This is a genomic window from Photobacterium chitinilyticum (genome assembly GCF_004104355.1).
GTDB classification, from domain to species: domain Bacteria; phylum Pseudomonadota; class Gammaproteobacteria; order Enterobacterales; family Vibrionaceae; genus Photobacterium; species Photobacterium chitinilyticum.
Map to the genome: position 1 here is coordinate 147,382 of NZ_RJLM01000001.1, position 24,734 is coordinate 172,115.

Genomic DNA, 24,734 nt, shown 5'->3' on the forward strand with positions numbered 1-24,734 from the left:
ACGTTATTTTAACAGCATAATTTTAAATAATTAATAGTGAGAGTGGTCGTGGCGGCTAAGCAAGTAATAAAAAATACAATTGCATTATATTTTAGGCAAATAATAGTAACGATTGTAAGTCTACTGGTAATAAGAAATGTACTAAAAATACTTGGTGTGGAAGATTATGGGATATATACCGTTATAACAGGAATTGTATCGTTATGTGTTTTTATACCTGGAGCATTAGGTTCGGCGAGTCAACGATTTTTTGCTTTTGCTATTGGTAAAGATGATAGTGAAAGTATTTCGAAAATTTTATTCTTAAATCTTACAGTATATCTGTTAATGGCCTTGGCAATAGCTTTACTCTTGGAAAGTATTGGGCTTTGGTTTGTCATGGAGCATTTGAATATACCTGCTGATAGATATGAAGTTGCAATTAAACTATATCACTACTCTGTTTTATCTTTCATATTCAGCTTATTAACATCACCATTTATCTCAATAATAATTGCTCATGAAGACATGAGAATATATGCTTACGCGTCAATTTTTGAAGCTTTTTTAAAACTAGGCTCAGTGTATTTATTAAGTAAAATGACTTGGGATAAGTTGGAAATATATGGTTGTTTATTATTGGTTGTGTCAATAGTAAATATGACCACTTATATAGTGTGTAGCTTCATCAAATACAAAGCAATAAGAAAATTTCCAAATAGTTTCGATAAAACGTTATTTTTTGAGCTAATAGGGTTCATCGGTTGGACTTTTTTTGGTGCCTTTACCAGTGTAATAAGAACTCAAGCAGTTACATTATTATTAAATCAGATGTTTAACCCAGTAGTTGTTGCTGCGCGTGGCATTGCAATGACTGTATCTACACAGGCAATGGTTTTTGCTAATAGTTTTAACACTGGGTTGTATCCAACTATCATCAAAAGCTATGCTGCTGAAAATTACAAGTTGATGCACCAAGTGGTTTACCAAGGTTCAAAGTTATCATTCTTTTTGATATGGATCTTTGCTCTACCGTTAATAGTTTTTATGGAAGAAATACTAAGGCTATGGTTACTAACTCCTCCAGAAGGTGTAGTTCTTTTTAGTAGACTTAGTTTGGTAGAAGTGCTTGTTATGTCATTAAGCTTATCTATAGCAACTGCTGCAAGAGCCCCAGGTAAAATGAAAGAATATGAATTAAAGTTGGGTATTATCCAGATATTTATTTTCATTATTTCGTGGCTTGTGCTTTCTTTTGGCTATGGTGCAGAATCTGTGTTTATAGTCGCGATAGGTGCTAATATTATTATGTTTTTCATTCGCTTACGCCTTGTTGAGAAACTCGTTGGGCTAAGTGCTTTGAAGTTTACTAAAGAAGTAATCTATCCGTTATCAATAGTTGTAATATTATCGTCAGTGTTTGCTTATTATCTAAAAGGAGATATTGAAAGTAAATTTACACTTGTATTTATAAATACCTTAATAATCATGTTGTTTACAGCTCTTTTAATGTATTTTATTGGCCTTAGTAAAGATATGAGGCTGAGAGTAAACAATGAAATATCTCGTAGAGCTAAATTTATTAGGTAATAATGATGAAAGGTACGATGTTAAAGGTTTACACCCTATTCAAAAGAATGCCTCAAATATTGAGATCAATTAAAATGGTCATAAAAAATGGTGGTGCATCTAAAATCTATGTTACACAAACTAATGATAACGCTTCTTTGTTGGGCAAAAGAGTTCTAATTACAGGCGGCGGTTCTGGAATTGGTTTAAGCATAGCAAAAAAAGCTATTGCTCAAGGGGCCACGGTTGTAATTGTAGGTCGAAATGATGAAAAATTAAAAGATGCTTCTGTTAAAATAAATAGCCCTAGGTTGATAACTAAAGTTTGGGATGTTTCCAATATCGACAGCATAACCAAGAACCTCTCTGAACTAAATAACTTGTTAGGGGGGGAATTTGATATATTGGTAAACAACGCTGGAATTATTGATGGAACAAACTTCCCTAATGTTGCCCCTAAACAGTGGGACAAAATATATTCTGTAAACTCAAGAGCAGTATTTTTTCTAAGTCAAGAAATTGTCAAGCGTTGGTTGCAGTCTGGAAAGGTATCAAAGTATAGAAAAATCATTAATATATCTTCTCAAGGAGGTTTTGTCGGAGCAACATATCCATATAGATTGACAAAGTGGGATGTTGTTGGAATGACACAAGGCCTAGCACTAAAACTTGCTCCAAAGGGAATCATAGTAAATGGTATTGCGCCCGGTATTATAGCTACTGAAATGCAAGATTCATCTTTAGTTGATCAAAGCAATGCATTTATAAATGAGAATCCATTAAAACGATATGCTTTACCTGAAGAGATCGCAGAACTAGCAGGTTTTCTCATGTCAGATTCATCAAATTTTATTGTTGGTCATACAGTTGTATGCGATGGCGGATTTATTCTTAAATAGTTTAAATTTTGGTTGGAAAATATATGTTTGATAGATTAACTCTAAAACGGGATCTATAATGTACACAAGAGAAGAGAACACCCAAATCTTAATAGCTTTACTCAAAGCTTATGGCGTGAGACGTATTATAGCATCCCCAGGCAATACTAATACAGCATTTGTGGGAAGCATACAAAATGATTCATATTTTACAGTTTATTCAGCTGTAGATGAAAGGTCTGCAGCCTACATGGCATGCGGTCTATCAGCAGAATCGGGTGAGCCCGTAGTAATAAGTTGCACTGGTGCGACAGCATCAAGAAATTATATGCCGGGATTAACAGAAGCTTACTATAGAAAGCTTCCAGTAATAGCTATTACATCATCTCAACCAATTTCTCGAAATGGACATTTGTCAGCACAGTTTATAGATCGTAGCGTTATACCAAATGACGTAGCAACTATAAGTGTTTCTCTACCTGTAGTTAAAGATCCCGATGATATTTGGGATTGTGAAATAAAAATCAATAAAGCACTTACAGCTTTATCTATGAATGGTGGGGGACCGGTTCACATAAATCTTCCTACAAAATTTATCACGCCGTTTGACGTAAAGAAGCTACCAGTGGTTAGACATATTAAAACCATTGAGCACCGTGATTCCTTTCCACCTTTAACGGGTAAAGTAGCTGTTTTTATTGGCGCTCATAAACAATGGAATAAGAGCGAAATAGAAATCCTTGATGCTTTTTGTGAATCAAATGATGCTGTTGTATTCTGTGATCATACAAGTGGCTACCGAGGAAAATATAGGTTGTTATATTCTTTGGCCTCTGGCCAAGAGGTACATGATTTTTCTTTATCAAGGCCAGATATTTTAATACATATTGGTGAGATTACCGGAGATTACTTTAATCTAGCCATTTCTTCAAATACTGAAGTTTGGAGAGTTAATTTAGATGGAGAAATGAGGGATACATGGCGTAAGTTAACTAACATATTTAAAATGAGTGAATCTGAATTCTTTATGGAATACACAAACGGAAAGGTATCCAATAAAACTGGATATTTCTCTACTTGTTCAGAGTACCTCAAGACACTAAATAATAATTTACCAAACGTACCATTTTCTAACATATGGGTTGCATCTAAACTGTCAAAATTAATTCCTGATAATGCAGTCATACACTTTGGTATTCTTAATAGTCTAAGATCTTGGAATTTTTTTGAATTGCCAAATTCAGTTAGATCTGATTGTAATGTTGGTGGCTTTGGTATTGACGGTAGTCTATCATCGCTTTTAGGAGCATCATTAGCAGATCCCAATAGATTGTACTATATGGTTTTAGGAGACCTGTCTTTTTTCTATGATCTTAACTCTATAGGTTCTAGGCATTTAGGTAAAAATATCCGAATTTTAATTATTAATAATGGTAAGGGAACTGAATTTAGGCAATACAACCACCATGCTTCCTATTTTGGTGAGGAGGCTGATAATTACATAGCAGCCGCAGGTCATTTCGGTAACAAATCAGATACTTTAGTTAAAGGCTACTCTGAAAGTTTAGGCTTTGAGTATATTTCTGCTATTAACAAGCATGAATTTGATAGTAAGTATCTAAAGTTTGTTTCAAATGGAATTGGGAATAAACCAATACTTTTTGAAGTTTTCACAGACAGCACTGATGAAAGTAATGCTTTAGAAATGATGTTAAACATTGAAAAAAATTCTAAGTTAAAAGCAAAACGTAAGGCAAAAAGTGTTTTAAAAAAGCTTCTTAAGTATTAATAGGAAATTAAATGAAGATTGGAATATTAACATTTCATCGTGCTCATAATTATGGGGCTGTATTGCAAGCTTATGCAATGAAATACAACTATTCAAAGCATGGTGAAACTGAGTTAATTGATTATTGGCCAGATTATCATGGAGCGGATTATGACTTACTAGACAAGAGGTTTCTAAATAAGGATATTTCATTTCTACAAAGGGTAAAATATTTAAAGTCGTCTATTAAACGACTTTTGATAGCTCCTATCCGGTTAGCTAGACATGGTAAGTTTAAACATTTCATCAACAATAATTTTGTTAACTGTAATAGAAAATTAATAGTTGACCCAAAAGACATTCCAAATGATTTTGATATTTATGTATATGGAAGTGATCAGATCTGGAGAGTCTATGACATGACAGACTATCCTAGACCTGATCTAGTATATCTAGGGAAAAACACCCCAGAAACGGCAAAACGTATTGCCTATGCCGCAAGTATGGGACAAGTTAACAATCAAACCCTAGAAGATGAAAGTGTCAATAATTTGTTGAGGAGATTTGATTCTTTAGGTGTACGCGAAAAATCTTTGATGCAAGCTATTTCAAAGATCAATTCTCTAAATGTTCAACAAGTTTTAGATCCTACGTTTTTAGTGCCTAAAACTCATTGGGAAGAAATGATACGTGATATTCCAAGAATTTGCGAAAAGCCATATTTGCTTTTTTATAGCTTAATCAATTCAGATGAATCTAGAATATTAGCTAATAAAATTTGCGAAGAAAAAGGACTGAAACTAATCGAGATAAATGGTTTCGAAACTTTATCTGGCCATTTTAAGAGCGGAGTGATTCAGTCGGCAGGCCCTCTTGACTTTTTGAAGTTAATTTATGACGCAGAATATATTGTCTCAACATCATTTCATGGTGTGGTTTTCTCAATTTTATTCGAAAAGAATTTTTACGCGTGCGGTATGGGTAATCATGTTGCTAGGGTTGCTAGCTTACTTGAAGTTCTCGAACTGAATGAGCGTCTAGTTGACTTAGGTAACGCAGAAATTAGTAGTATTGATTATTCTAATTCTAGGAGTATTCTTAAGTCTCTGATAGATGATTCAATTTTATTTATAGAGAATTCTCTTCAAAAGAATTAGTTTACGATGAAAATATTATATATTGTCGAAAGCCCCGCTCCATATGGAGCAAATAAATGCTTGATTGATATTATTGACTTTGTTATAAAAAAAGGCGACGAACCTTTCGTTGTAGGCAGTACAAAAGGACAATTTTCCGATTGGCTATCTGAAAAGGAAGTTCCATTTAAATCACTAGGACATAAGTTATCAATATATCCCCGAGCAAAAACAGCAAAGGAAAAAGTTTTATTTCTTCCGAAATTTTTTGCGTTTAGAGTAGTAAACTTTTTAGCTCTAATAAAGTTAATAGTAATTTGCCTACATATTAAGCCTGATATCATTCACACCAATATCGGGCCAACTGCACTTGGTTATTGGGTAGCCAAGTTACTTAAGATTAAGCACGTGTGGCATCTAAGGGAATATCAGGATTTAGATTTTGGTATGAGTTTCTTCCCTAATAAAAAAGTTTTTACAGATCTTGTTGGGAGTACTGATAAAGTAATTTGCATTACTAATAAAATTTCAAATCACTTTTCAGTACCGTTAAATTCAGAAGTTATATATGATGGAGTTTTAGAACCGAACGAATCTAAAATTTCCAAAAGTAAAAAACTGTACTTTCTTTTTGTAGGAAGACTTGAACCAACTAAAGGTATTGAAGATGTTTTGGATAGTTTTATAGATTATTGTGAGTTGGGAAACCTAAATTATGAACTTCTGATTGCTGGTAGTGGCCAGGTATCCTATCTACAATATCTAAAACATAAGGTTGAACAAAGCCCTTTTAAAAACCAAATAAAGTTCTTGGGCTTTCGTAATGACATCAACGAATTGATGCGTAGTGCTAAGGCACTCGTTGTAGGGTCTAAATGTGAAGGTTTTGGATTAATCACTGCCGAAGCTATGTTCAATGGGTGCTTAGTTATTGGGCGTAACTCAGGAGGTACTTCAGAAATTTTGACCAATAATTTCGGAGGAAATTATGGCCTTTTGTTCGAAAGCAATAAAGAGCTTACCTCGTGCTTTGTTGAAGCCTCTGAAATGACAGAAGAGGAGTTATCATCGATGACAGATTATGCTTTCAGTGAAGCTGTGAAAAAGTATAGATTAGAAACTCAACATGAAAAATTATATTCAGTCTATGAGAAAATAATTGGAATTTAATATTTAATGATAAAAATTTTAACTTTTAAACTGATAACGATAATTTTCCTCGTTGTAAACTATATTTCATTATCTCAAAGATATAATTATTGGAAGCGTCGTTTTCTAGGATTTGCGTTTGTAATGAGAAATAAAAATTGCTTCCGTCACATAGGCGATGGTTGTTATATATCTTCTGATATTGTTCTTCGTAATCCTAATGATATTTCAATAGGTAGCTTATCTGAAATAAGTAGAAATGTAACTCTTACTACGTGGCGTAGTAACGATAGTAAGAAAGGACCACTAATTCATATAGGCGATAACGTATCTATCGGTGAAGGGGCTCACATTACAGCTAGTAATCTTATAAAAATAAATGATGACGTATTATTAGGTAAGTATGTAACTATTACAGATAATAGTCATGGCTATTCAGACGCTACAGATAACTTTTTAGCTCCATCTGAAAGGGATATTGTTTCTGTGGGACAGGTAGTTCTTGAAGAACGAGTTTGGATAGGTGATAAGGTTACTATTTTGCCCGGTGTTAGAATTGGTGAGGGAACAGTAATTGGCTCAAACTCAGTCGTAACAAAAGATATTCCCAAACACTCAGTAGCTGTAGGTAATCCAGCAAAGGTTATAAAAAAATTAACTAACAAAAATTAATTGGAAGAAAATGAAAATAATCCCTTTTTATTTACCACAATTTCACCAAATCCCTGAAAATGACGAATGGTGGGGTAAAGGGTTCACAGAGTGGACCAACATGAAAAAAGCAACGAAACTTTTTGATTCTCATTATCAACCAAGAGTTCCTTTGAATAATAATTATTATGATTTATCAGATGTTGAAGTCTTAAGGTGGCAATGCAAAATTGCCAAAGAACATGGAATCTATGGTTTTTGTTTTTATCATTATTGGTTCAATGGACATAAACTGTTAGAAAAACCGATGGAATTATTGCTAAATAATCCTGATATCGATATCAAATATTCTGTTTGTTGGGCAAACGAAAACTGGAATAATGGTTGGGTATCAGCCGACAATAAGATTTTGATTGGGCATGATTTCAACGATGAAAACGATTGGGTAGATCACTTTGAATATCTTCTTAAGTTTTTCAAAGACCCCCGTTATATAATTGAAGATAACAAACCTATTTTAACCATATATGTACCTCATCATATTAGCAAACTGCAGGCTATGCTAGAACTATGGAACAGCTTAGCTATAGATAATGGTTTTGATGGACTGAAGTTTATTCACCAACATGTAAATAGTTATTTGGATAAAACTATGGATAAATCGCTTTTTAATTATGGTATACAATTCCAACCACAATACATTAATATGATTAACGAAAGTCATTTTCGACAGTTAATGAATATCTGGATTCCTAAGCTTACATCTATTGTGCAGAAAAATTTTGGATTACACCTCAAAAAAAATCGAAAGAACCAAAAAGTAACTATAAAATCTTATGATGATGCATGGGAAAAGATTTTGTCATTAAAGCCCAGCAAAAAAGGAGATTTGCCTTGTGCTTTTGTTGACTGGGATAACACTCCACGTAAGGGGCACAGAGGTTCTTGTTATGTAGGTTCTACTCCTGATAAATTCGAAAACTACCTTTCAAAACTAATAATTAAAGCAAGAGATGAGTACAACACGGATAAGATTTTCCTTTTTGCTTGGAATGAATGGGCCGAAGGGGGTTATCTTGAGCCCGATGAAAAGTATAAGTATGGTTACTTAAAAGCTGTTAAGAATGCATTGGAAAAAAATGATGCAATCAGTTAAGGCAAATTTTACAATTTATTTTGTTTTATTTTCATTCTGTATTTACATAACCTACTTGGGTAATAAAGAAACAGGTATGAGTTACTTATTAATATGTGCACTATTTTTTTCAGCATGTACAATATTTAATAAGTCTTGTTTTTTCAAAACAGAAGTTTTATTTTATTTGTTTCTTTGCTTACTATGGTGTTTCTCTCTGATATCTAACCAGGATAGTTTTAGGGTAAGTACAATTCTATTTACTTCACTATATGTCATATCTTACATAGCATATATGAAATGTTTGGCTTTGAATAAGTTTTCTTCTGAAAACTATATATTTTTTATCCGCAGTATAATTATCGCCTATTTTATTGTGCTCCTGGTTCAGCAAGTTTGTGTTTTGATAGATCTTCCTATTTTAAACGTAAGTAATTATCAGGTTGATACGCCATGGAAATTGAACTCTCTTTCAGTAGAACCATCTCATGCCTCTAGGATCATAGGAATTCTTATGATCAGTCACTTGTTTATAACCGAAAAGATGAGAGGCAAAAAATTCACTTTAATGACTTATTTAAGGACTGATTCAGTATTAACTGTGGCCTTACTGTGGATTTTGCTTACAAATGGTAGTGGGACTGCCTTTTTAATATTATCTTTGTTTATCTTTAGGTTTTTAAGTATAAGAAATAGTGTGGTGTTTTTATTGTTAATAATAATAGGTGCTATATCTGTTTCTGGTCATGAAAGTCAAGCTTTTGAAAGGTTTTTTGAATTTTTCAAATCGGCATTGACTATGGATAAACAGCAAATGATTATTGCGGATCATAGCGCGTCAGTAAGGGTTGTCCCTTTTCTAATCGCTTTTGATAAACTTAGCCTATTCAGTTTAAATGGTTTTATTGGCAACGGTGTCGATTTCACAAAAGGGTTTATGTCTTTAGAATTCCCTGGTGTAAAGGATGATTTTACTGGCGGAGGAATGTTATCATTTGCTTTGGAATACGGCTGGCCACTGTGTTTGCTTTTTCTTTATCTTACTTTCAAGAAAATGGTCATACTTAATGAACCTGTCACAATAATATTATGGTTTATAATGGTTATGCTTAGTGGTATTAATACCTCATTACTTTGGTTTTCAATGTTTATTTTCTCCACAACTAAGTATTTTTACAACAATTCTTATGATTAGAAAAGTTAAAATTCTAAGCTGCGTTTTATTTTATTTTATTTTCAATATTGGAATCAAGTTATATTAAATGAAGATTTTATGTGTTCACCAAAGTGCTGAATTATATGGGTCCGACCGTAGTTTTGCTCAATCAATAGTTGTTTTGAGACAGACTTACCCAACGGCTCTTATTGATGTTATTTTGCCCAATGATGGGCCTCTTATTTCATTACTCGAACCTCATGTCAATTCAATTCGATATGAAAATTTGGGCAGCTTTGCTAGAAAGGAGATACGTAGGCCTATAAAGTTTTTGGGTAAATTAGCGAAGACATCTTATAGAGCAATGATAAATACTTATAAATATGATTTTGTATATGTTAATACTATGGTGATATTTGGCTATTTAATTGGTTCTATTTTTGGGCGTAAAATTATAAACCATGTGCGAGAAATTCCTTCTTCTAAATTAGAAGGATATGTATTTTCAATAATTTTTGCTTTAAACCGAAGCTTATTGGTGTTCAATTCTTATTACACAAAAAATAGCTTCCCTTTTTTATTAAATAAAACAAATGTCATTCATAATGGTGTAAAGGCACCAGTTAGCAATCCGATAGTAGAGCATGATGTATTAAGGCTTTTAGTTATTGGAAGAATCAATGGTTGGAAAGGTCAATCAACAGCGGTTGATGCAGTTAAGTATTTAATTGATAAAGGGCACAATCTTCATCTTGATATTGTGGGTGATACAGCTAAGGGACAACAATTTTATAAGCTTGAGTTGCAAAAGAGAATCAGTAAATTAGCTTTATCTGATTTTGTTAAAATCCATAGTTTTTCTAGTGACCCTCAAGCGTTTTATAATCATTGTGATGTGGTTTTGGTGCCATCCATACACCCTGAACCTTTCGGAAGGGTTGCAATTGAAGGAATGGCATCAGCACGTGCTGTTGTTGCAAGTAATCATGGTGGTTTGACTGAAATTATCGGTAATAATCAAGGCGGTGATTTGTTTATTCCTGGTGATTCTCTTGATTTAGCAAGTAAAGTTGAAAAATATTTTGATTTTAGTTACCTAAGCTCCCAGTCTCTAGTGGCCTTAGGTAGATTTGAAGCGAAGTTTAGCCAAGAAATTTATGAGCAAAAGTTAGGGGCTTATTTTAAAGGTACTGTAGGTTATTATGTTAAAAGTTAGACGTTTAATTAAATCAATTCTTCCAGATTTTATATTAGAAGCTTATTATGAGAAAATGAGGGACCGTATTTTCTTTACTAAGCATGGCTATCATCTTAATGTTGAAAAACCTGTCAGTTTTAATGACAAGTTATATTATAGAAAGTGTTATGGAAATTTTGACACAATGGCTATGATAGCGGATAAGTATAGAGTTAGGGAATATATAGAACAAAGAATTGGTAGTGATTATTTGATACCTTTACTTGGTACATACGATTCATTTAGTTATGATGATTGGAATAAATTACCGAATTCTTTTGTCTTAAAAACAAACCATGGAAGTGGCCCAGACCATGTAGAAATTGTTAAAGACAAAAATAAGGCAAATCCGGGTGAGATTATAAAAAAGTTTAGAAATGCTTTAAATGATGATTTTGGGCTACTTACTAATGAACCCTTTTATCAGAAAATTCAAAGAAAGATCATAGCTGAAACTTACCTCGAATCAGGAATGTTTACGCCGGATGACTTCAAATTTCAATGTTTTGGTGATGAGTTGTTAATTCAGGTTGATCGTGGTAGGTACGAAAATCACCAACGTAGTATATTTGATCGAAATTGGGTTGAAATGGACTATAAACTGAATTCGTCCTATTCGAAAATTGATAAATGCGCCGTGCCTGATAACCTTTCAGAAATGATAAGATTAGCAGAAATATTGTCTAAAGACTTTGATTATATTAGAATTGATTTCTTTAATATTGATGGGAAGATTTACATTGGTGAATTGACACAAACCCATGGTAATGGTTTGGAAGATTTTAAGCCTACCAAAATTGATTTTGAATGGGGTGGTTATTGGAAGTTGGATATTGATAATGAACTTTTGTATAGAAAAAGATATTAAAAAGTAGTACTTAAGTTTGTTGTTTATTAATTTGGTTTGTTTTCCAACTTCGTATATTTATAATTCTCGTTTAGGTGCATAGTTTACACTTTTCTGATTTAAGAAAAGCAATGCGCAATATTTAAAAAATGAATTTTTGCCCACCTTTGTTATATTTATGCTTTAAACTATCATTTGGCGTCTTTTAATTAACTTATGAGCGAATGATAATTATTTCAGAGCGTAATGTTTGGTGTTAGTTGTTATAATGAGACTTTAGCTTTTGTAATAATAATACATAAGATGAATCACATTTATGAAAAAAATTAGTATTATTGGTACTGTCGGTCTTCCTGGTAATTATGGTGGTTTTGAATCTTTAGTCGAAAATTTGGTCTTAAATCAATCTGGCAATATTAGGTATCAAGTTTTTTGTTCAAAGCCTGCTTATAAAACTCACAAGAAGTATTTTAATGGTGCTTTGCTCACTTACTTACCATTGAAAGCTAATGGTGTTCAGAGCATCCCTTATGATGTACTTTCCCTTATTAGTTGCATTAAACGTAAGCCTGATGTTGTGCTTATATTAGGAGTGTCAGGCTGTCTATTCTTACCTTTATATAAATTATGCTCTCAATCTAAAATTGTAACAAATATTGATGGATTAGAGTGGAAGCGTGATAAGTGGGGATATTTTACTAAACGTTTTCTTAAGCTATCAGAACGACTGGCTGTTAGATTTTCGGACGTTGTGGTTACTGATAATCAAGCAATTACTGACTATGTTCATGCAGAGTATGGAGTTGATAGCACTACAATTGCATACGGTGGCGATCATGCTTTGAGAAAAACACAAGCTTTTACTAATCAAATGGAATATGCTTTTGCGCTGTGTCGTATCGAACCTGAAAATAACATTGAGATGATTCTGGAATCATTTTCAAAGGTAAAGATGCAATTGAAGTTTGTTGGGAATTGGAACAGGAGTGAGTTTGGCAGAAGCCTAAAAGTTAAGTATGGCCATTTCAAAAATATTGATTTATTAGATCCCATTTATGATTTAGATGAACTCTACAAACTACGTAAAGGTTGTGCTCTATACTTGCATGGTCACTCTGCCGGCGGTACTAATCCTTCGTTAGTCGAGATGATGCATTTTGGGCGTCCGATTTTTGCTTTTGACTGTAGTTTTAATCGATACAGTACTGATAATAAGGCTCATTATTTTACAAATGTTAATGCGCTTGTTGAACTTATCACGAGGACAACGGATACAGAAAAAGCAGACAATGGTAATAACATGATGGTTCTGGCAAAAAAGCACTATACTTGGTTTAAAATAACTAAGCAGTATGAAAGTGTATATTAGTAATTGCTAATTACAATATGCAATATTAGGTAAGTGTTCATCAAACCCTATTGACATAGAAACTGTGAGCTCTTCCACTTGGTCCCATCTGTTATTGAGTGGTCAGTCTGGTGCTTCATCATTGTCTCATGATTAAAAAGAAAATATCTAAATACTAGGAAGCGCCACCTAAAGGATGATAAGACAGGATAAAAAGAAATATGGCACACACTGCGTATTTCGGAAATAAAAGGACACCCATGTATTTGACAGATTTCTTCAGTAGAGAATATTGTGTCTTTGATAATTAAGTTCTTAAATTACTCCAATAGGGTACACAGATTGGGAGAGTTGAAAATTTCCTGTCATCATCTAGTAAAAATAATAAGTTATGATTTTCTGTCTCTCGAGTGAGACAGATTTTATCCATTGATATTGTCCCCAATAGGCTTATATCTTAACTATTTTGGGTATTAGATTTCATTACTTTCGTTTCATCCTACATCTTAATTCCTATCAATTTTATATCATGGATAATATATGAAAATTGCTATTGCTGGTACAGGCTATGTAGGTCTGTCTAATTCGATGCTTTTGGCACAGCATCACGATGTTATTGCTGTTGATATTATCGAAGAGAAGGTGAAGCTTTTAAACGACAAGCTATCACCGATTGTTGATGCTGAAATTGAAGACTTTTTAGCTAACAAGCCATTGAATTTTATTGCAACGCTGGACAAAGAGTTAGCATATAAAGACGCTGAGTTCGTTATTATTGCCACACCAACAGATTATGACATCAAGAATAATTACTTTAACACCTCTTCAGTTGAAGCGGTTATTAAAGATGTCATGGCGATTAATCCTAATGCGGTAATGGTGATTAAGTCTACCGTGCCGGTTGGTTATACAGCACGTATTAAACAAGAATTAGGCTGTGAAAACCTAATATTCTCACCTGAGTTTTTACGTGAAGGCCGTGCGCTATACGACAACTTGCATCCATCGCGTATTATCGTTGGTGAACGTAGTGAACGTGCTGAAATTTTTGCTAATTTATTGGTTGAAGGCGCGGTTAAGCAAGACATTGAAGTCTTGTTTACTGATTCGACAGAAGCTGAAGCGGTGAAGCTGTTCTCGAACACTTATCTTGCGATGCGTGTTGCCTATTTTAACGAGTTAGATTCTTACGCCGAGGCGCATGGTTTAGATGCACGTCAAATTATTGAAGGTGTTGGCTTAGATCCGCGTATTGGTAATCATTACAACAATCCTTCATTTGGTTACGGTGGCTACTGCTTACCAAAAGATACCAAACAGCTTCGTGCTAATTACGCTGATGTTCCAAACAGCATTATTGGTGCAATCGTTGATGCCAATACTACACGCAAAGATTTCGTTGCTGATAGTATTTTAAAACGTAACCCTAAGCGTGTCGGTATCTATCGTTTGATCATGAAATCGGGTTCGGATAATTTCCGTGCCTCTAGTATCCAAGGCATCATGAAGCGCTTGAAAGCCAAAGGTATTGAAGTCGTGATTTACGAGCCTGTATTAAAAGACAAAGAGTTCTTCCACTCGGCAGTTATCGAAGACTTTGCAGAGTTCAAAGCCATGTCTGACGTGATTGTGTCTAACCGTATGGCACTTGAACTTGAAGACGTCGCAAGCAAAGTTTACACCCGTGATCTTTTCGGTAGTGACTAAGCTAAAATCAAAGAATGGTCAGTCGATTTCTTCCATGGCCATTCTTTAAAATACGATACACATCTTTTCTGAAACTAAATTTCCACTCTCGTTAAAATTGGAAATTTAGTTGTCTCTATATTGTCAACTTCGCTTGCTATCTTTTACCTGTAAGGTGGTGCTTACTGGTATTTGCATGAACAACTCTCATGTTTACTGCGATACGTTGACTCTCTAATAAGAGCGACAAGGTTGTTACTTTTATTAAGGTTTTATTATGAACAAAATAACAAAAGCTGTCATTCCAGTGGCAGGGCTAGGTACGCGGATGCTTCCTGCAACCAAAGCGATTCCCAAAGAAATGTTACCAATCGTTGATAAACCACTTATTCAATACATAGTGAATGAATGTGTAGCGGCGGGCATTAAAGAAATTGTGTTGGTAACACACTCTTCTAAAAATGCTATTGAAAACCATTTTGATACCTCTTACGAGCTAGAAGCGACGCTTGAAAAGCGCGTGAAGCGCCAGTTGCTTGAAGAAGTGCAATCTATCTGTCCGTCAGATGTCACCATTATGCATGTGCGCCAAGGCCATGCAAAAGGCTTAGGCCATGCGGTATTGTGTGCTAAGCCGCTTATTGGTGATGCGCCATTTGCTGTTGTGCTGCCAGATGTCATTTTAGATAAATGCACGGCAGATCAACGCACTGAAAACCTAGCAGCTATGTTGTCACGCTTTGAATTAGCGGGAGCTAGCCAGATTATGGTGGAACCTGTGCCTATGGCCGATGTATCGAAATACGGGGTAGTAGATTGTGGTGGTGCTGAGCTCTCGGGTGGTAAATCTTGCTCTATGACTCGTATGGTAGAAAAGCCTGCGATGGAAGAGGCACCGTCTAACTTAGCCGTAGTCGGTCGTTATGTATTATCCGCCAATATTTGGGATAAATTAGCCATAACCCTACCTGGTGCAGGCGATGAAATTCAGCTTACCGATGCGATTGATATGCTAATGGCGGAAGAAACCGTTGAAGCCTTCCACATGACGGGTAAATCCCATGATTGTGGTGACAAGTTAGGCTACCTCAAAGCGTTTGTAGAGTATGGCTTGCGTCACGATACTTTAGGCGCAGGTTTCAATGATTATCTGAAGGTTTTAATGAATGAGAATAAAGCATTGAAATTAGTTAGTTAGATATAAGGCTAGCCAGCAGTATTGTTGGTTAGCACTGTTTTCCGTTATCATTCACTCGAACCTCGAACCTCGAACCTCGAACCTAATAAGTAACCTTTATGCCTACCGCATTTATTTTTGTCTTTATTGCTTCGTTTTGTAGTCTCTTCGTATTCCGAAAAGTCGCAAAGCGAGTCGGTTTGGTTGATAAGCCGAACGCCCGTAAGCATCACCAAGGTGTTATTCCTCTTGTTGGTGGTGTGTCTATTTTTATTACACTAGCTTTCACTTTCTTACTGTTTACAGATACAACGCCTGATGCCATTTTATTTTTGGTTTGTGCCACTATTTTGGTCATTACTGGGGTTATTGACGATCGCTATGACATCAGTTTTAAGCTTCGGCTTATCATTCAGGCTGGTGTGTCGTTTGCGATGATGTTGATTGGTGACAAGAGTTTGCATAACCTTGGTTACTTGATGGGCAGTGAAGCCATTGAGTTATCAGTAGCCGCCAGTTATCTCATCACTGTTCTTGGCGTTATTGGGGCGATTAATGCCTTTAATATGGTCGATGGTATTGATGGTCTTCTAGGTGGTTTGGCATCTGTGACCTTTGGTGCGCTGGGTTTCATGTTTCTCGTTGATGGGAATATGGAGCTGGCTATGGTTTGCGGCTTAATTGTGACTGCGATTGTACCTTATATCCTGTTAAATCTTGGCTTTCCTTTAGGGCGTCGATTTAAGGTCTTTATGGGAGACGCTGGGAGTATCTTTATTGGCTTTACTGTTATTTGGTTGCTAATTGAAGCAACCCAAGGGGAAAACAATACTTATATACGCCCGGTAACAGCACTTTGGGTTATAGCGGTTCCGCTGATGGATATGGCGACGATTATGGTACGTCGTGTGCGTAAAGGTCAGTCTCCGTTTAAGCCTGACCGTGAGCACTTGCACCATATCTGCCAGCGAATTGGCCTCTCTTCAGGTATGTCGTTGTTCGTGATTTGCACTATGGCAATTATCATGGCGGGTATTGGTATTTGGTCTGATATGGAGAAGATCAGTGAATCAGTGATGTTTGCCAGTTTCTTGGGTGTATTCGCGGTTTACTTTTTCGTGATCAGCTACATTTGGCGCATTATTACACTTATCCATAAAGTATTTGGTACCAATAAGCCAATTGACTTTAATATGGAAACTCAAGGTCATGACCAGAGGCAAGGTTAAGGCCTGCAGCAAGCTTTGACTGGAAAGTGGGTTTACAAGTGGTAGCTGAAAATAGTTAGAGTTGATGCCCTGTTGTGATTATTCCAATACAACGGGGCTATATTATAAGCGGGTGCTTTATTAAAGTGCTCATACTGTTTATTTCAATACTCTTGCCTTCTATCTTCCCGTCTCATCGCCTTCGACATCCTGTCGTATTTTTCAAGCTGCTCAAAAAATAGTGTTAACTTCAACAATATAACGAATCCAAGATGGATCATTGCGTTCGACGTTAGTCCCTCTTTCCATCTGATAATCCTTTCACCCTGCATACATCCCTCCTTGCAATAGATAACCAAGCTTAGCTTGTTGCACCTATTCTATTAGTCCACCGTTACCATTATTTATATAATCTCAAGAGTTCAGAAACCTATATCAATCAGGTTAACAATACTTATATGCCTAAGCGGAGCATATTTTCAGTGTAGTGATAACTTGGTGGTATGTAAGTATTATTAATGAGACACATAATGAAACATGTTTAAAGAGGCCGATGACTAAAAAGTATATCTGAAATTGCAAGGTATGATGAAAGTGCTTGACTCTGATCTTTTTGAAATATTGAGCTAGTGTTGTCTATTGTTTCTCCCTGTGCGTTAATTAGCACCTTTTATGGGGCTGAATTATTACTTTTCTCTTTTTTGATATTTAGTGCCGTTAAGCTGTTATTGAACTTGCGAAGAAATGCCGTGATCCGCCAAATATAGGTGATGGACAGGTAGTAAGTCACAAACAACATGAGAAAGGCGCCAAACATAATTGACTCGCTAATTTCTGCCTGTTCACCCAGTATTCCGATATAAGCTAGCAAGGAAGCCAAACCACAGATCGCAAGCAGAGTCATTCTCTGTGACAGACCTATGCGTTGGCAGATATGGTGCAGGTGTTCACGGTCGGGCTTAAACGGTGACTGGCCCTTTCGTACACGGCGGATCATGATTGTAGCCATATCCATAAGTGGAAGAGCAATTAGCCATAATGCTGTAACGGGACGAAGCGGTGTGTTTTCACCTTGAGTACCGTTGACCAGCAGCCAAATGACGGTAAATCCAATAAAAACACTGCCAGCATCCCCCATAAAGACCTTAAAGCGTTGACCAAGCGGAAAGCCGAGGTTGAGCATTACGTAGGGGACAGTTGCGATCACTATCACAAAGCAGAAGTTATAGAGGTCTAGCTGATGGTCTAACCAAAACAGGTAGCCAAGTGATGAAAAGGTTACGGTAGCTAAACCTCCTAGGAGTCCATCTATACCATCGACCATGTTAAAGGCATTAATGGCGCCTAGTACTGCCAATGTCGTTATTATGTAGCTCAACGGTGTATTCAGGGTTAAGTTACCAAAACCAAATAAGTCCCCTAGGCTTGCGAGGTACAGGCTACCGAATTTAATCATGATGATGGACATCAGAACCTGAATGATCAGCCGTGCTTTGAAGCTAATATCGTACTTGTCATCAATGGCACCTGTGACGACAAGAACAGAGGCGCAAAAAAGGTATAGGTTGGAATTACGGGCGAGGTCAGGTGTCACAAGAAGAGCGAGTGTAACGGTGAAAAAGATGGCTATACCACCGATAAGAGGGATCGCTCCTTGGTGTTGTTTTCTGCCGGATGGAATGTCGACTAGCTGAACTTTCTTCGCGACCTTTCGCAGTGCAAACAGGCTGGTAAAAGAAAAGATAAAAATGAGTGCAAGTCCACTGTCCATAGCTATGACCTTTTAGATATAAGCAAAAAACTGACATATGTTATATCTATTGCGGATGACATTAAAGTTACATATGCAACATGCAGTCTGTTTGGTCTATTAAAGCGACTAAGGTAACGTTTTAGAAGCATCTATAATGTCTATTGGATATTTTTTGCTAATGTTATTTTTTTGGCGCAGCACTATTTTGTTGTACCGTTATTAGTAAAATATTATGTATCAATGATAGGTATGTCAAAAAGGTAGTTGTCTTCTTTTTGAGACTATATCGCTTCGCTTCTCCTTTTGATCTTCCACTTCACTATATATTACTCGTATCAATAGTATTTTTTCCGTGACATGTCTCTAGCAATATCTGTTGTTCTCTTACCCTTCGTTATGTATTTGCCATCATCTTGTCAGTCTCATTGGACATAGGGCAAAAACGTGAACATCATTCATCATGGTGCTCGTACTGGCGTGACAGGATCGTGCCATGAAATACGGGTTGGTACACATGGATTACTAGTTGATTGTGGGCTCTTTCAGGGAGAGGAGAAGGGGCGTTCTTTAGATATTGAATTCCCTATTGATCATATCCGGGCTTTATTACTGACACATTGCCACATCGATCATATTGGTCGATTGCCCTGGTTATTGGCTGCTGGCTTTCGGGGGCCTATTTATGCCACAGAAGCCACGGCTGCTCTATTGCCTTTAATGCTGGAAGACGGCCTGAAAATTCACCTGGGTTTAAATAAAGCGCAGTGCGAAAAATTTACTGGTCTGGTTCAGGGGTTGCTCAAACCAATTCCTTTTGACTGCAGGGTAGAGCTGATTTTGCCAAGTGGTGAGCTGGTTAGTATTTGCTTCAGGCCTGCTGGCCACATACTTGGCTCTGCCTATATTGAACTGTCTCTACCAGGAGAAAGGTCAGGAGAGCAAAAAGTGGTTTTTTCTGGTGATCTCGGCCCCTGTGATACCCCTTTGCTTGTTGACCCTCAATCACCTGAACAAGTTGACACATTGGTGATCGAAAGTACCTATGGTGATAAACAGCACCAGCCTGTTAGGCTTCGTGAGCAGCAATTGGCTACGATCATTGACCGCTCTCTGAATGACGGCGGAGCAATATTGATCCCTGCATTTAGTGTCGGTCGTACCCAGGAATTGCTGTTTGATATCGAGAATCTTATTACACGAACGATGTCTGGTTTCTCTAAACAGAACAGTTCATTGGCAAAGTGGTACCAGTTGCCTGTGATTTTGGATTCCCCGCTGGCAATGGGGGTCACTCAACAGTACGTTAGCTTTCAGCGGCTTTGGGCCAAAGAAGCGAAGCAGCGGATAATTACCGGTCGGCATCCTCTTTCCTTTGAGCAGTGTATTACCATCAATCAGCATTCCGACCACATCGCGCTTGTGAATAGAATTAAGGCGACAGGTGAGCCGGCCATTATTGTTGCCGCTAGCGGTATGTGTGCCGGTGGCCGGATTTTGAATTATCTCGACGCCTTGTTGCCCGATCCGCGAACGGATGTGGTTATGGTTGGCTATCAGGCGAGAGGAACATTGGGCCGGCAGCTGCTTGGTCAGCCAAGGCAGGTTGATATAAGAAATAGCAGGGTAGCGGTGAATGCAACGGTTCATTCGATGTCTGGATATTCGGCTCATGCTGATCAGGATGACTTGATGAAGTTTGTTGCCAACATTAAGCATGGACCGCAACAAATTCGGATTGTGCATGGCGATGTTAAGGCTCAGGAAGCGTTGGCGCGAAAGCTAGCTTCCATTAAGCCGGACTGCGAAATCGTTATTGCAGCGAATGAGAAAAATTGACCCGATAAGAGTCGGTCATTTTTGTGGTCATCTTATGAGGTGACTTTATGAGAAAATGATAAATTTATGCCATAAAGCTTTAAACCGACTAATCTTCAATAGTGACTTGATACAGTGCTTCTCAGTGTTGTTACAATGTGCGCTTTTTTTCTGAAAGCTGATAATTGAATAATTTGAGGTCAAGTAATGAAGATTACTGTTGTAGGAACTGGGTATGTCGGTCTTTCAAATGCGGTGTTACTGGCACAGCATAATGATGTGATCGCACTCGATATTCTTGAAGATAAAGTTAGCCTGATCAACCAGCAACTTTCTCCTATTGAGGATCAAGAAATCAGTGAGTATCTGACAAGCCGTGACCTAAACCTAGTTGCAATGATTGACAAGCAGTGTGCTTATGAAAATGCAGAGTATGTGATCATCGCAACACCCACGGATTATGATCAGTTTACTAATCATTTCGATACCTCTTCGGTCGAAGCAGTGATCAAAGATGTGATGGCTATTAATCCGGATGCGGTAATGATCATCAAATCAACAGTTCCTGTTGGTTATACCGAGCGAATTAAAGAAGAATTAGGCTGCGAGAACCTTATCTTTTCTCCTGAATTCCTCCGCGAGGGGAAAGCACTTTTCGATAACCTTTTTCCTTCCCGAATTATTGTAGGAGAACGCTCCGAGCGGGCGAAGCTGTTTGCCGAGTTGTTAGTTCAGGCTGCGGCTAAGGACGATATTACCGTTTTGTTTACAGACTCAACCGAAGCCGAAGCGGTGAAGCTCTTTTCAAATACTTATCTAGCCATGCGGGTGGCTTATTTTAATGAGTTAGACTCTTACGCTGAAAAACACGGTCTTGATAGTCGACAAATTATCGAAGGTGTTGGTTTGGACCCTCGGATCGGTACCTATTACAACAACCCGTCATTTGGTTATGGTGGGTATTGCTTGCCTAAGGATACCAAGCAATTACTGGCGAACTACCAAGAAGTGCCGAACAACATTATTGGTGCGATTGTCGAAGCCAATAGAACCCGCAAGGATTTTATTGCTGATTCCATTATCCGCAAGCGACCTAAAGTGGTGGGGATATTTCGTCTGATCATGAAGAGTGGTTCCGATAATTTCCGTGCCTCATCCATTCAGGGCATTATGAAACGCATCAAGGCCAAAGGTATTGAAGTGGTTGTCTATGAACCTGTATTGCAAGAAGAAGAGTTCTTTAACTCCCAGGTGATCACCGATCTTGAACAGTTCAAGCTAATGTCTGACGTGATTGTTTCAAATCGCATGGCTGCAGAGCTCGAAGATGTTGCCGATAAAATTTATACCCGCGATTTGTTCGGGGAAGATTGATTAAGAGCGGTGCTGTGGCCCTAAGGCCCTATGGAGAAGCCGTGTCGAGTCCCTAGGTTCGAGTTTCGAGAAAAAGCCAAAGCTTGACTTCATTTTGAGGCTCGGAGAGGTTGACCACAGGACTTTGCCAATTTACCGGTTTAGTCGCAGATTGCCTCGCCTCTCGATACTTTCATCTTGCTTCTTTCTGCTCTGCTCTCATCACTTTTCTCATCTTTGAGACCTCTAAAATCCCCTGATAAACTTGCCTCTAAATTCTTGGATCTCTCCTATACTTACACACATATCAATAAACTCGCTTATGTATTCGGGGATGATATGAACAAATTAACAATTGCACTTTTTTGTGCCGGGATGATAAGCATGTCTGCATGCGCTGCAGACGGCTCAGTTACTCAATCAGCGGCCCCGTCAGCTACACGGGCATCGACCAATACCTCGACGGCTACTTCGGTTAATGCTGCGTCACAAGCAACGGCTGAAGCGACGGGAACAGCGGCTGGGATTGATACGGCATTGGCGGCTTCTGCTGGTGGCTTAACAGCAACGGTACTTGCTGTTGGTGTGGCTGCGATAGTCATTGGTGTTGCGGTGTCAGATACCGGCGGCGGTGACGATCCGGCACCACCGGTAACGGTTCAGGCGGAATAACGATCAGTTTCGAGAGTCTAGAGACGAGTGTCTAGAAAAAGCAAAAGAACTCCCTTTTGCTTTTTCTCGTTACTCTAAACTCACCCCTCGAAACTCAATCCCTTACAACATTTTCCCCTTAACCAATCGCCGTACCCACATTCGTCCCGGATGGAGGGCATCGAGCACGTCGTTTGGCAATGGTAGTGGATCGCCGCAAATTTGGGAGGCCAGTAATTCACCCAGCAGGGGAGCCGAACTTAGTCCGCGCGAGCCCAAGCCTATCATTGAATACAGATTCGGATAAGTTGGCACATTGTCTGCGTTGTCTTGCTTCTCTCTCAAATCGGCATATTGTTCGATTAATGTGTCGTAGCGGCAGACATCACCGACAAACGGAAGGTGATCTCGGCTGGCGCAGCGAACGCCAACACGTGCCTGCTTGTCAGTCATATCAATCTCTGTCGGCCAGTCAGCATCTGGAAGACAGTCGACTAAACGTTGCTTGTTATCTGTATGCTCTTCATCAGAGAAAGCGAGATCAGTACAGCCGCGGCGGTAGCTGGCACCAACACAGTGGCTTTGTGTCGCCGGGTTTACTGGTGTCAGGTAGCCGTCATAGCAGAGTACTGTTTTTAGCGGGGATAACGAGGTATTGGTTGGAATATGGCTGACCTGCCCACGCACCGAGTAGGCGGGAATGGCTTGGGTCTGTTCAAATTCTGCAAAACGGTGGCCGTTGGCGACGATAACCGTTGAATGCTGGCATCGGTTTTTCTTTGTGTCGGTGAGCATCCAGCCTGAATTGTCATCGAGTTCAGTAAGCTCGCAAATGTCGGCATTGCTTTTGAGTGTAAGGCGGCCGCTTTCCTGTGCCTGTTGTATTAGCGCACGGGTTAACTCTTGCGGGCATAACCAGCCGCCAAGCGGATAGTTCACGCTGCTATGGCCTGACGCAACACCGGTAGTTTGTGCTGTTTGTTCTGTATCCAGACTTCTGATGAGGGTTTCTGGAAAGCCGCCGTCTAACATTTTGCCAAGTTTTCTCTCTGCACTTTCATTCCAGGCTAGCTGGGTAACACCACACCAGTCATGAGCAAATGATGTCTTCTCTGCAGCTTGCTCGACAAATTGGCGAGCATAGACAAAGGCCGGCGCAAAGAAGCGGGAAAGCGCATCGTTAGAGCCGTTGAGTAAGGGGTAGACAGCTCCCTGGCGATTCCCTGAAGCCCCTTCAGCAGGAAGGGGATCGGCGCAGTATAAGGTGACATCTATTCCGCGGCGTACCAGTGATAAGGCGGTTGTTGCCGAGCCGACCCCGCCGCCAATGATCGCAATGTTTTGAGTATCATCTGCGGCAGTTCGTGTAAACCATGGCTTGAAGTTAGCCTTGCTATGGCGTTGAGCGAGTGTACCCGCCAGCATCTCACGCTTGGTGCCAAAGCCTTTTACCTTGCTCATCTCAAAACCGGCCTCAATTAAACCTCGGCGAACAAAACCTGCGGCTGTAAATGTTGCTGTGCTACAGTCTTGTCGCGCCAGCTTGGCCATACCGTCGAACAGGGTTTGATTCCACATCTCAGGGTTTTTGCTCGGTGCGAAGCCGTCAAGGAACCAGGCATCCACGATACCGTCATCATTGGTCCATACTTGAGGCATACACTCTTTGATATCGCCAAACCACAAGTCGAGGGTGATCATGCCGTCTTCCAGCACGATACGTTGGCAGTCTGCAACGGCTGGCGGGTAATGAGTATGAAGCTGCTCTGCCAGTTCGGCCAGCTCAGGCCAGGTCTGGTGGGCTTTGATCAGATCGGTTTTGGTGACCGGAAACTTTTCGAAGCTGATGAAGTGAAGCTCTTTGGTTGCGGCATTTGGGTGAGCCTCGCGAAAGGCTTTAAACCACTGCCAGACAGCCAGGAAGTTGAGCCCGGTGCCAAATCCGGTCTCAGCGACGACAAAGCGGCGGCGATTGAAGGTTTCCCAACGTTCGGGTAAGCCATTTTGCTTGAGAAAAACATAGCGTGTTTCTTCTAAGCCGTTGGTATTGGAGAAATAAACATCGTCAAAGTCATTGGATACCGGGGTACCGGACTCGTTCCAGTCAAGAATGGCATTTTCAATGCGCTTGTTAGACAACTCAGACAAAGGGAAACCTCATGTAAATGGTGTAACAATTATCGTGATGGCTTGAATCTGATTGGCTAAGCTACAGAAACAGAAGCAATAACGATTAAA

General features: G+C 38.4%; 19 protein-coding genes. 17 read left to right on the plus strand and 2 right to left on the minus strand.

Annotation, left to right across the window (positions count from 1 at the left end; translation table 11 throughout):
• Window positions 1-48 precede the first annotated feature (48 nt).
• The 14 genes from EDI28_RS00765 (at window position 49) to wecA (EDI28_RS00830) (ending at window position 16,945) form a co-directional block, all read left to right on the plus strand.
• The gene (locus tag EDI28_RS00765; RefSeq protein WP_199287354.1) at window positions 49-1,569 is read left to right on the plus strand and encodes an MATE family efflux transporter; all 1,521 of its coding nucleotides are present in this window, start codon (window positions 49-51) and stop codon (window positions 1,567-1,569) included.
• Window positions 1,570-1,571: 2 nt separating this feature from the next.
• Window positions 1,572-2,447, plus strand: coding sequence for an SDR family NAD(P)-dependent oxidoreductase (locus EDI28_RS00770; protein WP_199287355.1), 876 nt, complete (start codon window positions 1,572-1,574; stop codon window positions 2,445-2,447).
• Window positions 2,448-2,505: 58 nt separating this feature from the next.
• On the plus strand, window positions 2,506-4,215 hold the full coding sequence (locus EDI28_RS00775) for a thiamine pyrophosphate-binding protein (RefSeq protein ID WP_128781938.1): 1,710 nt from the start codon (window positions 2,506-2,508) through the stop codon (window positions 4,213-4,215).
• Window positions 4,216-4,226: 11 nt separating this feature from the next.
• A complete protein-coding gene (locus EDI28_RS00780; RefSeq protein ID WP_128781939.1) occupies window positions 4,227-5,351 on the plus strand; it encodes a polysaccharide pyruvyl transferase family protein in 1,125 nt (374 codons plus the stop codon).
• 6 nt (window positions 5,352-5,357) lie between these two features.
• Window positions 5,358-6,500 carry a glycosyltransferase family 4 protein gene (locus EDI28_RS00785; protein WP_128781940.1) on the plus strand — a complete coding sequence of 381 codons (1,143 nt, stop codon included), beginning with the start codon at window positions 5,358-5,360 and terminating at the stop codon, window positions 6,498-6,500.
• 6 nt (window positions 6,501-6,506) lie between these two features.
• Window positions 6,507-7,151 carry an acyltransferase gene (locus tag EDI28_RS00790; RefSeq protein ID WP_128781941.1) on the plus strand — a complete coding sequence of 215 codons (645 nt, stop codon included), beginning with the start codon at window positions 6,507-6,509 and terminating at the stop codon, window positions 7,149-7,151.
• 10 nt (window positions 7,152-7,161) lie between these two features.
• Window positions 7,162-8,286 carry a glycosyltransferase WbsX family protein gene (locus tag EDI28_RS00795; RefSeq protein ID WP_128781942.1) on the plus strand — a complete coding sequence of 375 codons (1,125 nt, stop codon included), beginning with the start codon at window positions 7,162-7,164 and terminating at the stop codon, window positions 8,284-8,286.
• A 289-nt stretch (window positions 8,287-8,575) separates the two neighbouring features.
• Entirely contained in the window at window positions 8,576-9,460 is an 885-nt protein-coding gene (locus EDI28_RS00800) for a hypothetical protein (protein WP_128781943.1), read from the plus strand.
• Window positions 9,461-9,527: 67 nt separating this feature from the next.
• Window positions 9,528-10,637, plus strand: coding sequence for a glycosyltransferase family 4 protein (locus EDI28_RS00805; RefSeq protein WP_128781944.1), 1,110 nt, complete (start codon window positions 9,528-9,530; stop codon window positions 10,635-10,637).
• Window positions 10,624-11,526 carry an ATP-grasp fold amidoligase family protein gene (locus EDI28_RS00810; protein WP_128781945.1) on the plus strand — a complete coding sequence of 301 codons (903 nt, stop codon included), beginning with the start codon at window positions 10,624-10,626 and terminating at the stop codon, window positions 11,524-11,526. Before EDI28_RS00805 ends, EDI28_RS00810 begins: the two co-directional genes overlap by 14 nt.
• 295 nt (window positions 11,527-11,821) lie before the next feature.
• Entirely contained in the window at window positions 11,822-12,874 is a 1,053-nt protein-coding gene (locus EDI28_RS00815; RefSeq protein WP_128781946.1) for a DUF1972 domain-containing protein, read from the plus strand.
• Between the two features lie 519 nt (window positions 12,875-13,393).
• Window positions 13,394-14,560, plus strand: a complete 1,167-nt coding sequence (locus EDI28_RS00820; RefSeq protein WP_128781947.1) for a nucleotide sugar dehydrogenase — start codon at window positions 13,394-13,396, stop codon at window positions 14,558-14,560.
• Window positions 14,561-14,816: 256 nt separating this feature from the next.
• On the plus strand, window positions 14,817-15,737 hold the full coding sequence (gene galU, locus EDI28_RS00825; protein WP_128781948.1) for a UTP--glucose-1-phosphate uridylyltransferase GalU: 921 nt from the start codon (window positions 14,817-14,819) through the stop codon (window positions 15,735-15,737).
• 98 nt (window positions 15,738-15,835) lie between these two features.
• Window positions 15,836-16,945 (plus strand): UDP-N-acetylglucosamine--undecaprenyl-phosphate N-acetylglucosaminephosphotransferase, encoded by a 1,110-nt coding sequence (gene wecA / locus EDI28_RS00830; RefSeq protein ID WP_128781949.1) that lies wholly within the window; start codon window positions 15,836-15,838, stop codon window positions 16,943-16,945.
• A 649-nt stretch (window positions 16,946-17,594) separates the two neighbouring features.
• Here the strand turns inward: wecA (EDI28_RS00830) and wecA (EDI28_RS00835) are convergent.
• Window positions 17,595-18,695: a UDP-N-acetylglucosamine--undecaprenyl-phosphate N-acetylglucosaminephosphotransferase gene (gene wecA / locus EDI28_RS00835; protein WP_128781950.1), complete on the minus strand. Its 1,101-nt coding sequence runs from the start codon at window positions 18,693-18,695 to the stop codon at window positions 17,595-17,597.
• A gap of 426 nt (window positions 18,696-19,121) precedes the next feature.
• Between wecA (EDI28_RS00835) and EDI28_RS00840 the strand changes: the two genes are divergently transcribed.
• From EDI28_RS00840 to EDI28_RS00850, 3 genes are all read left to right on the plus strand, one after another.
• Window positions 19,122-20,513 (plus strand): MBL fold metallo-hydrolase, encoded by a 1,392-nt coding sequence (locus EDI28_RS00840; protein ID WP_128781951.1) that lies wholly within the window; start codon window positions 19,122-19,124, stop codon window positions 20,511-20,513.
• Window positions 20,514-20,699: 186 nt separating this feature from the next.
• Entirely contained in the window at window positions 20,700-21,866 is a 1,167-nt protein-coding gene (locus EDI28_RS00845; protein ID WP_128781952.1) for a nucleotide sugar dehydrogenase, read from the plus strand.
• Window positions 21,867-22,184: 318 nt separating this feature from the next.
• Window positions 22,185-22,517 (plus strand): hypothetical protein, encoded by a 333-nt coding sequence (locus EDI28_RS00850; RefSeq protein ID WP_128781953.1) that lies wholly within the window; start codon window positions 22,185-22,187, stop codon window positions 22,515-22,517.
• 102 nt (window positions 22,518-22,619) lie between these two features.
• Here EDI28_RS00850 and mnmC read toward each other — a convergent pair whose 3' ends face one another.
• Complete coding sequence (gene mnmC / locus EDI28_RS00855; protein ID WP_128782937.1) at window positions 22,620-24,635, minus strand: bifunctional tRNA (5-methylaminomethyl-2-thiouridine)(34)-methyltransferase MnmC2/FAD-dependent 5-carboxymethylaminomethyl-2-thiouridine(34) oxidoreductase MnmC1; 2,016 nt, start codon at window positions 24,633-24,635, stop codon at window positions 22,620-22,622.
• Window positions 24,636-24,734: the final 99 nt, after the last annotated feature.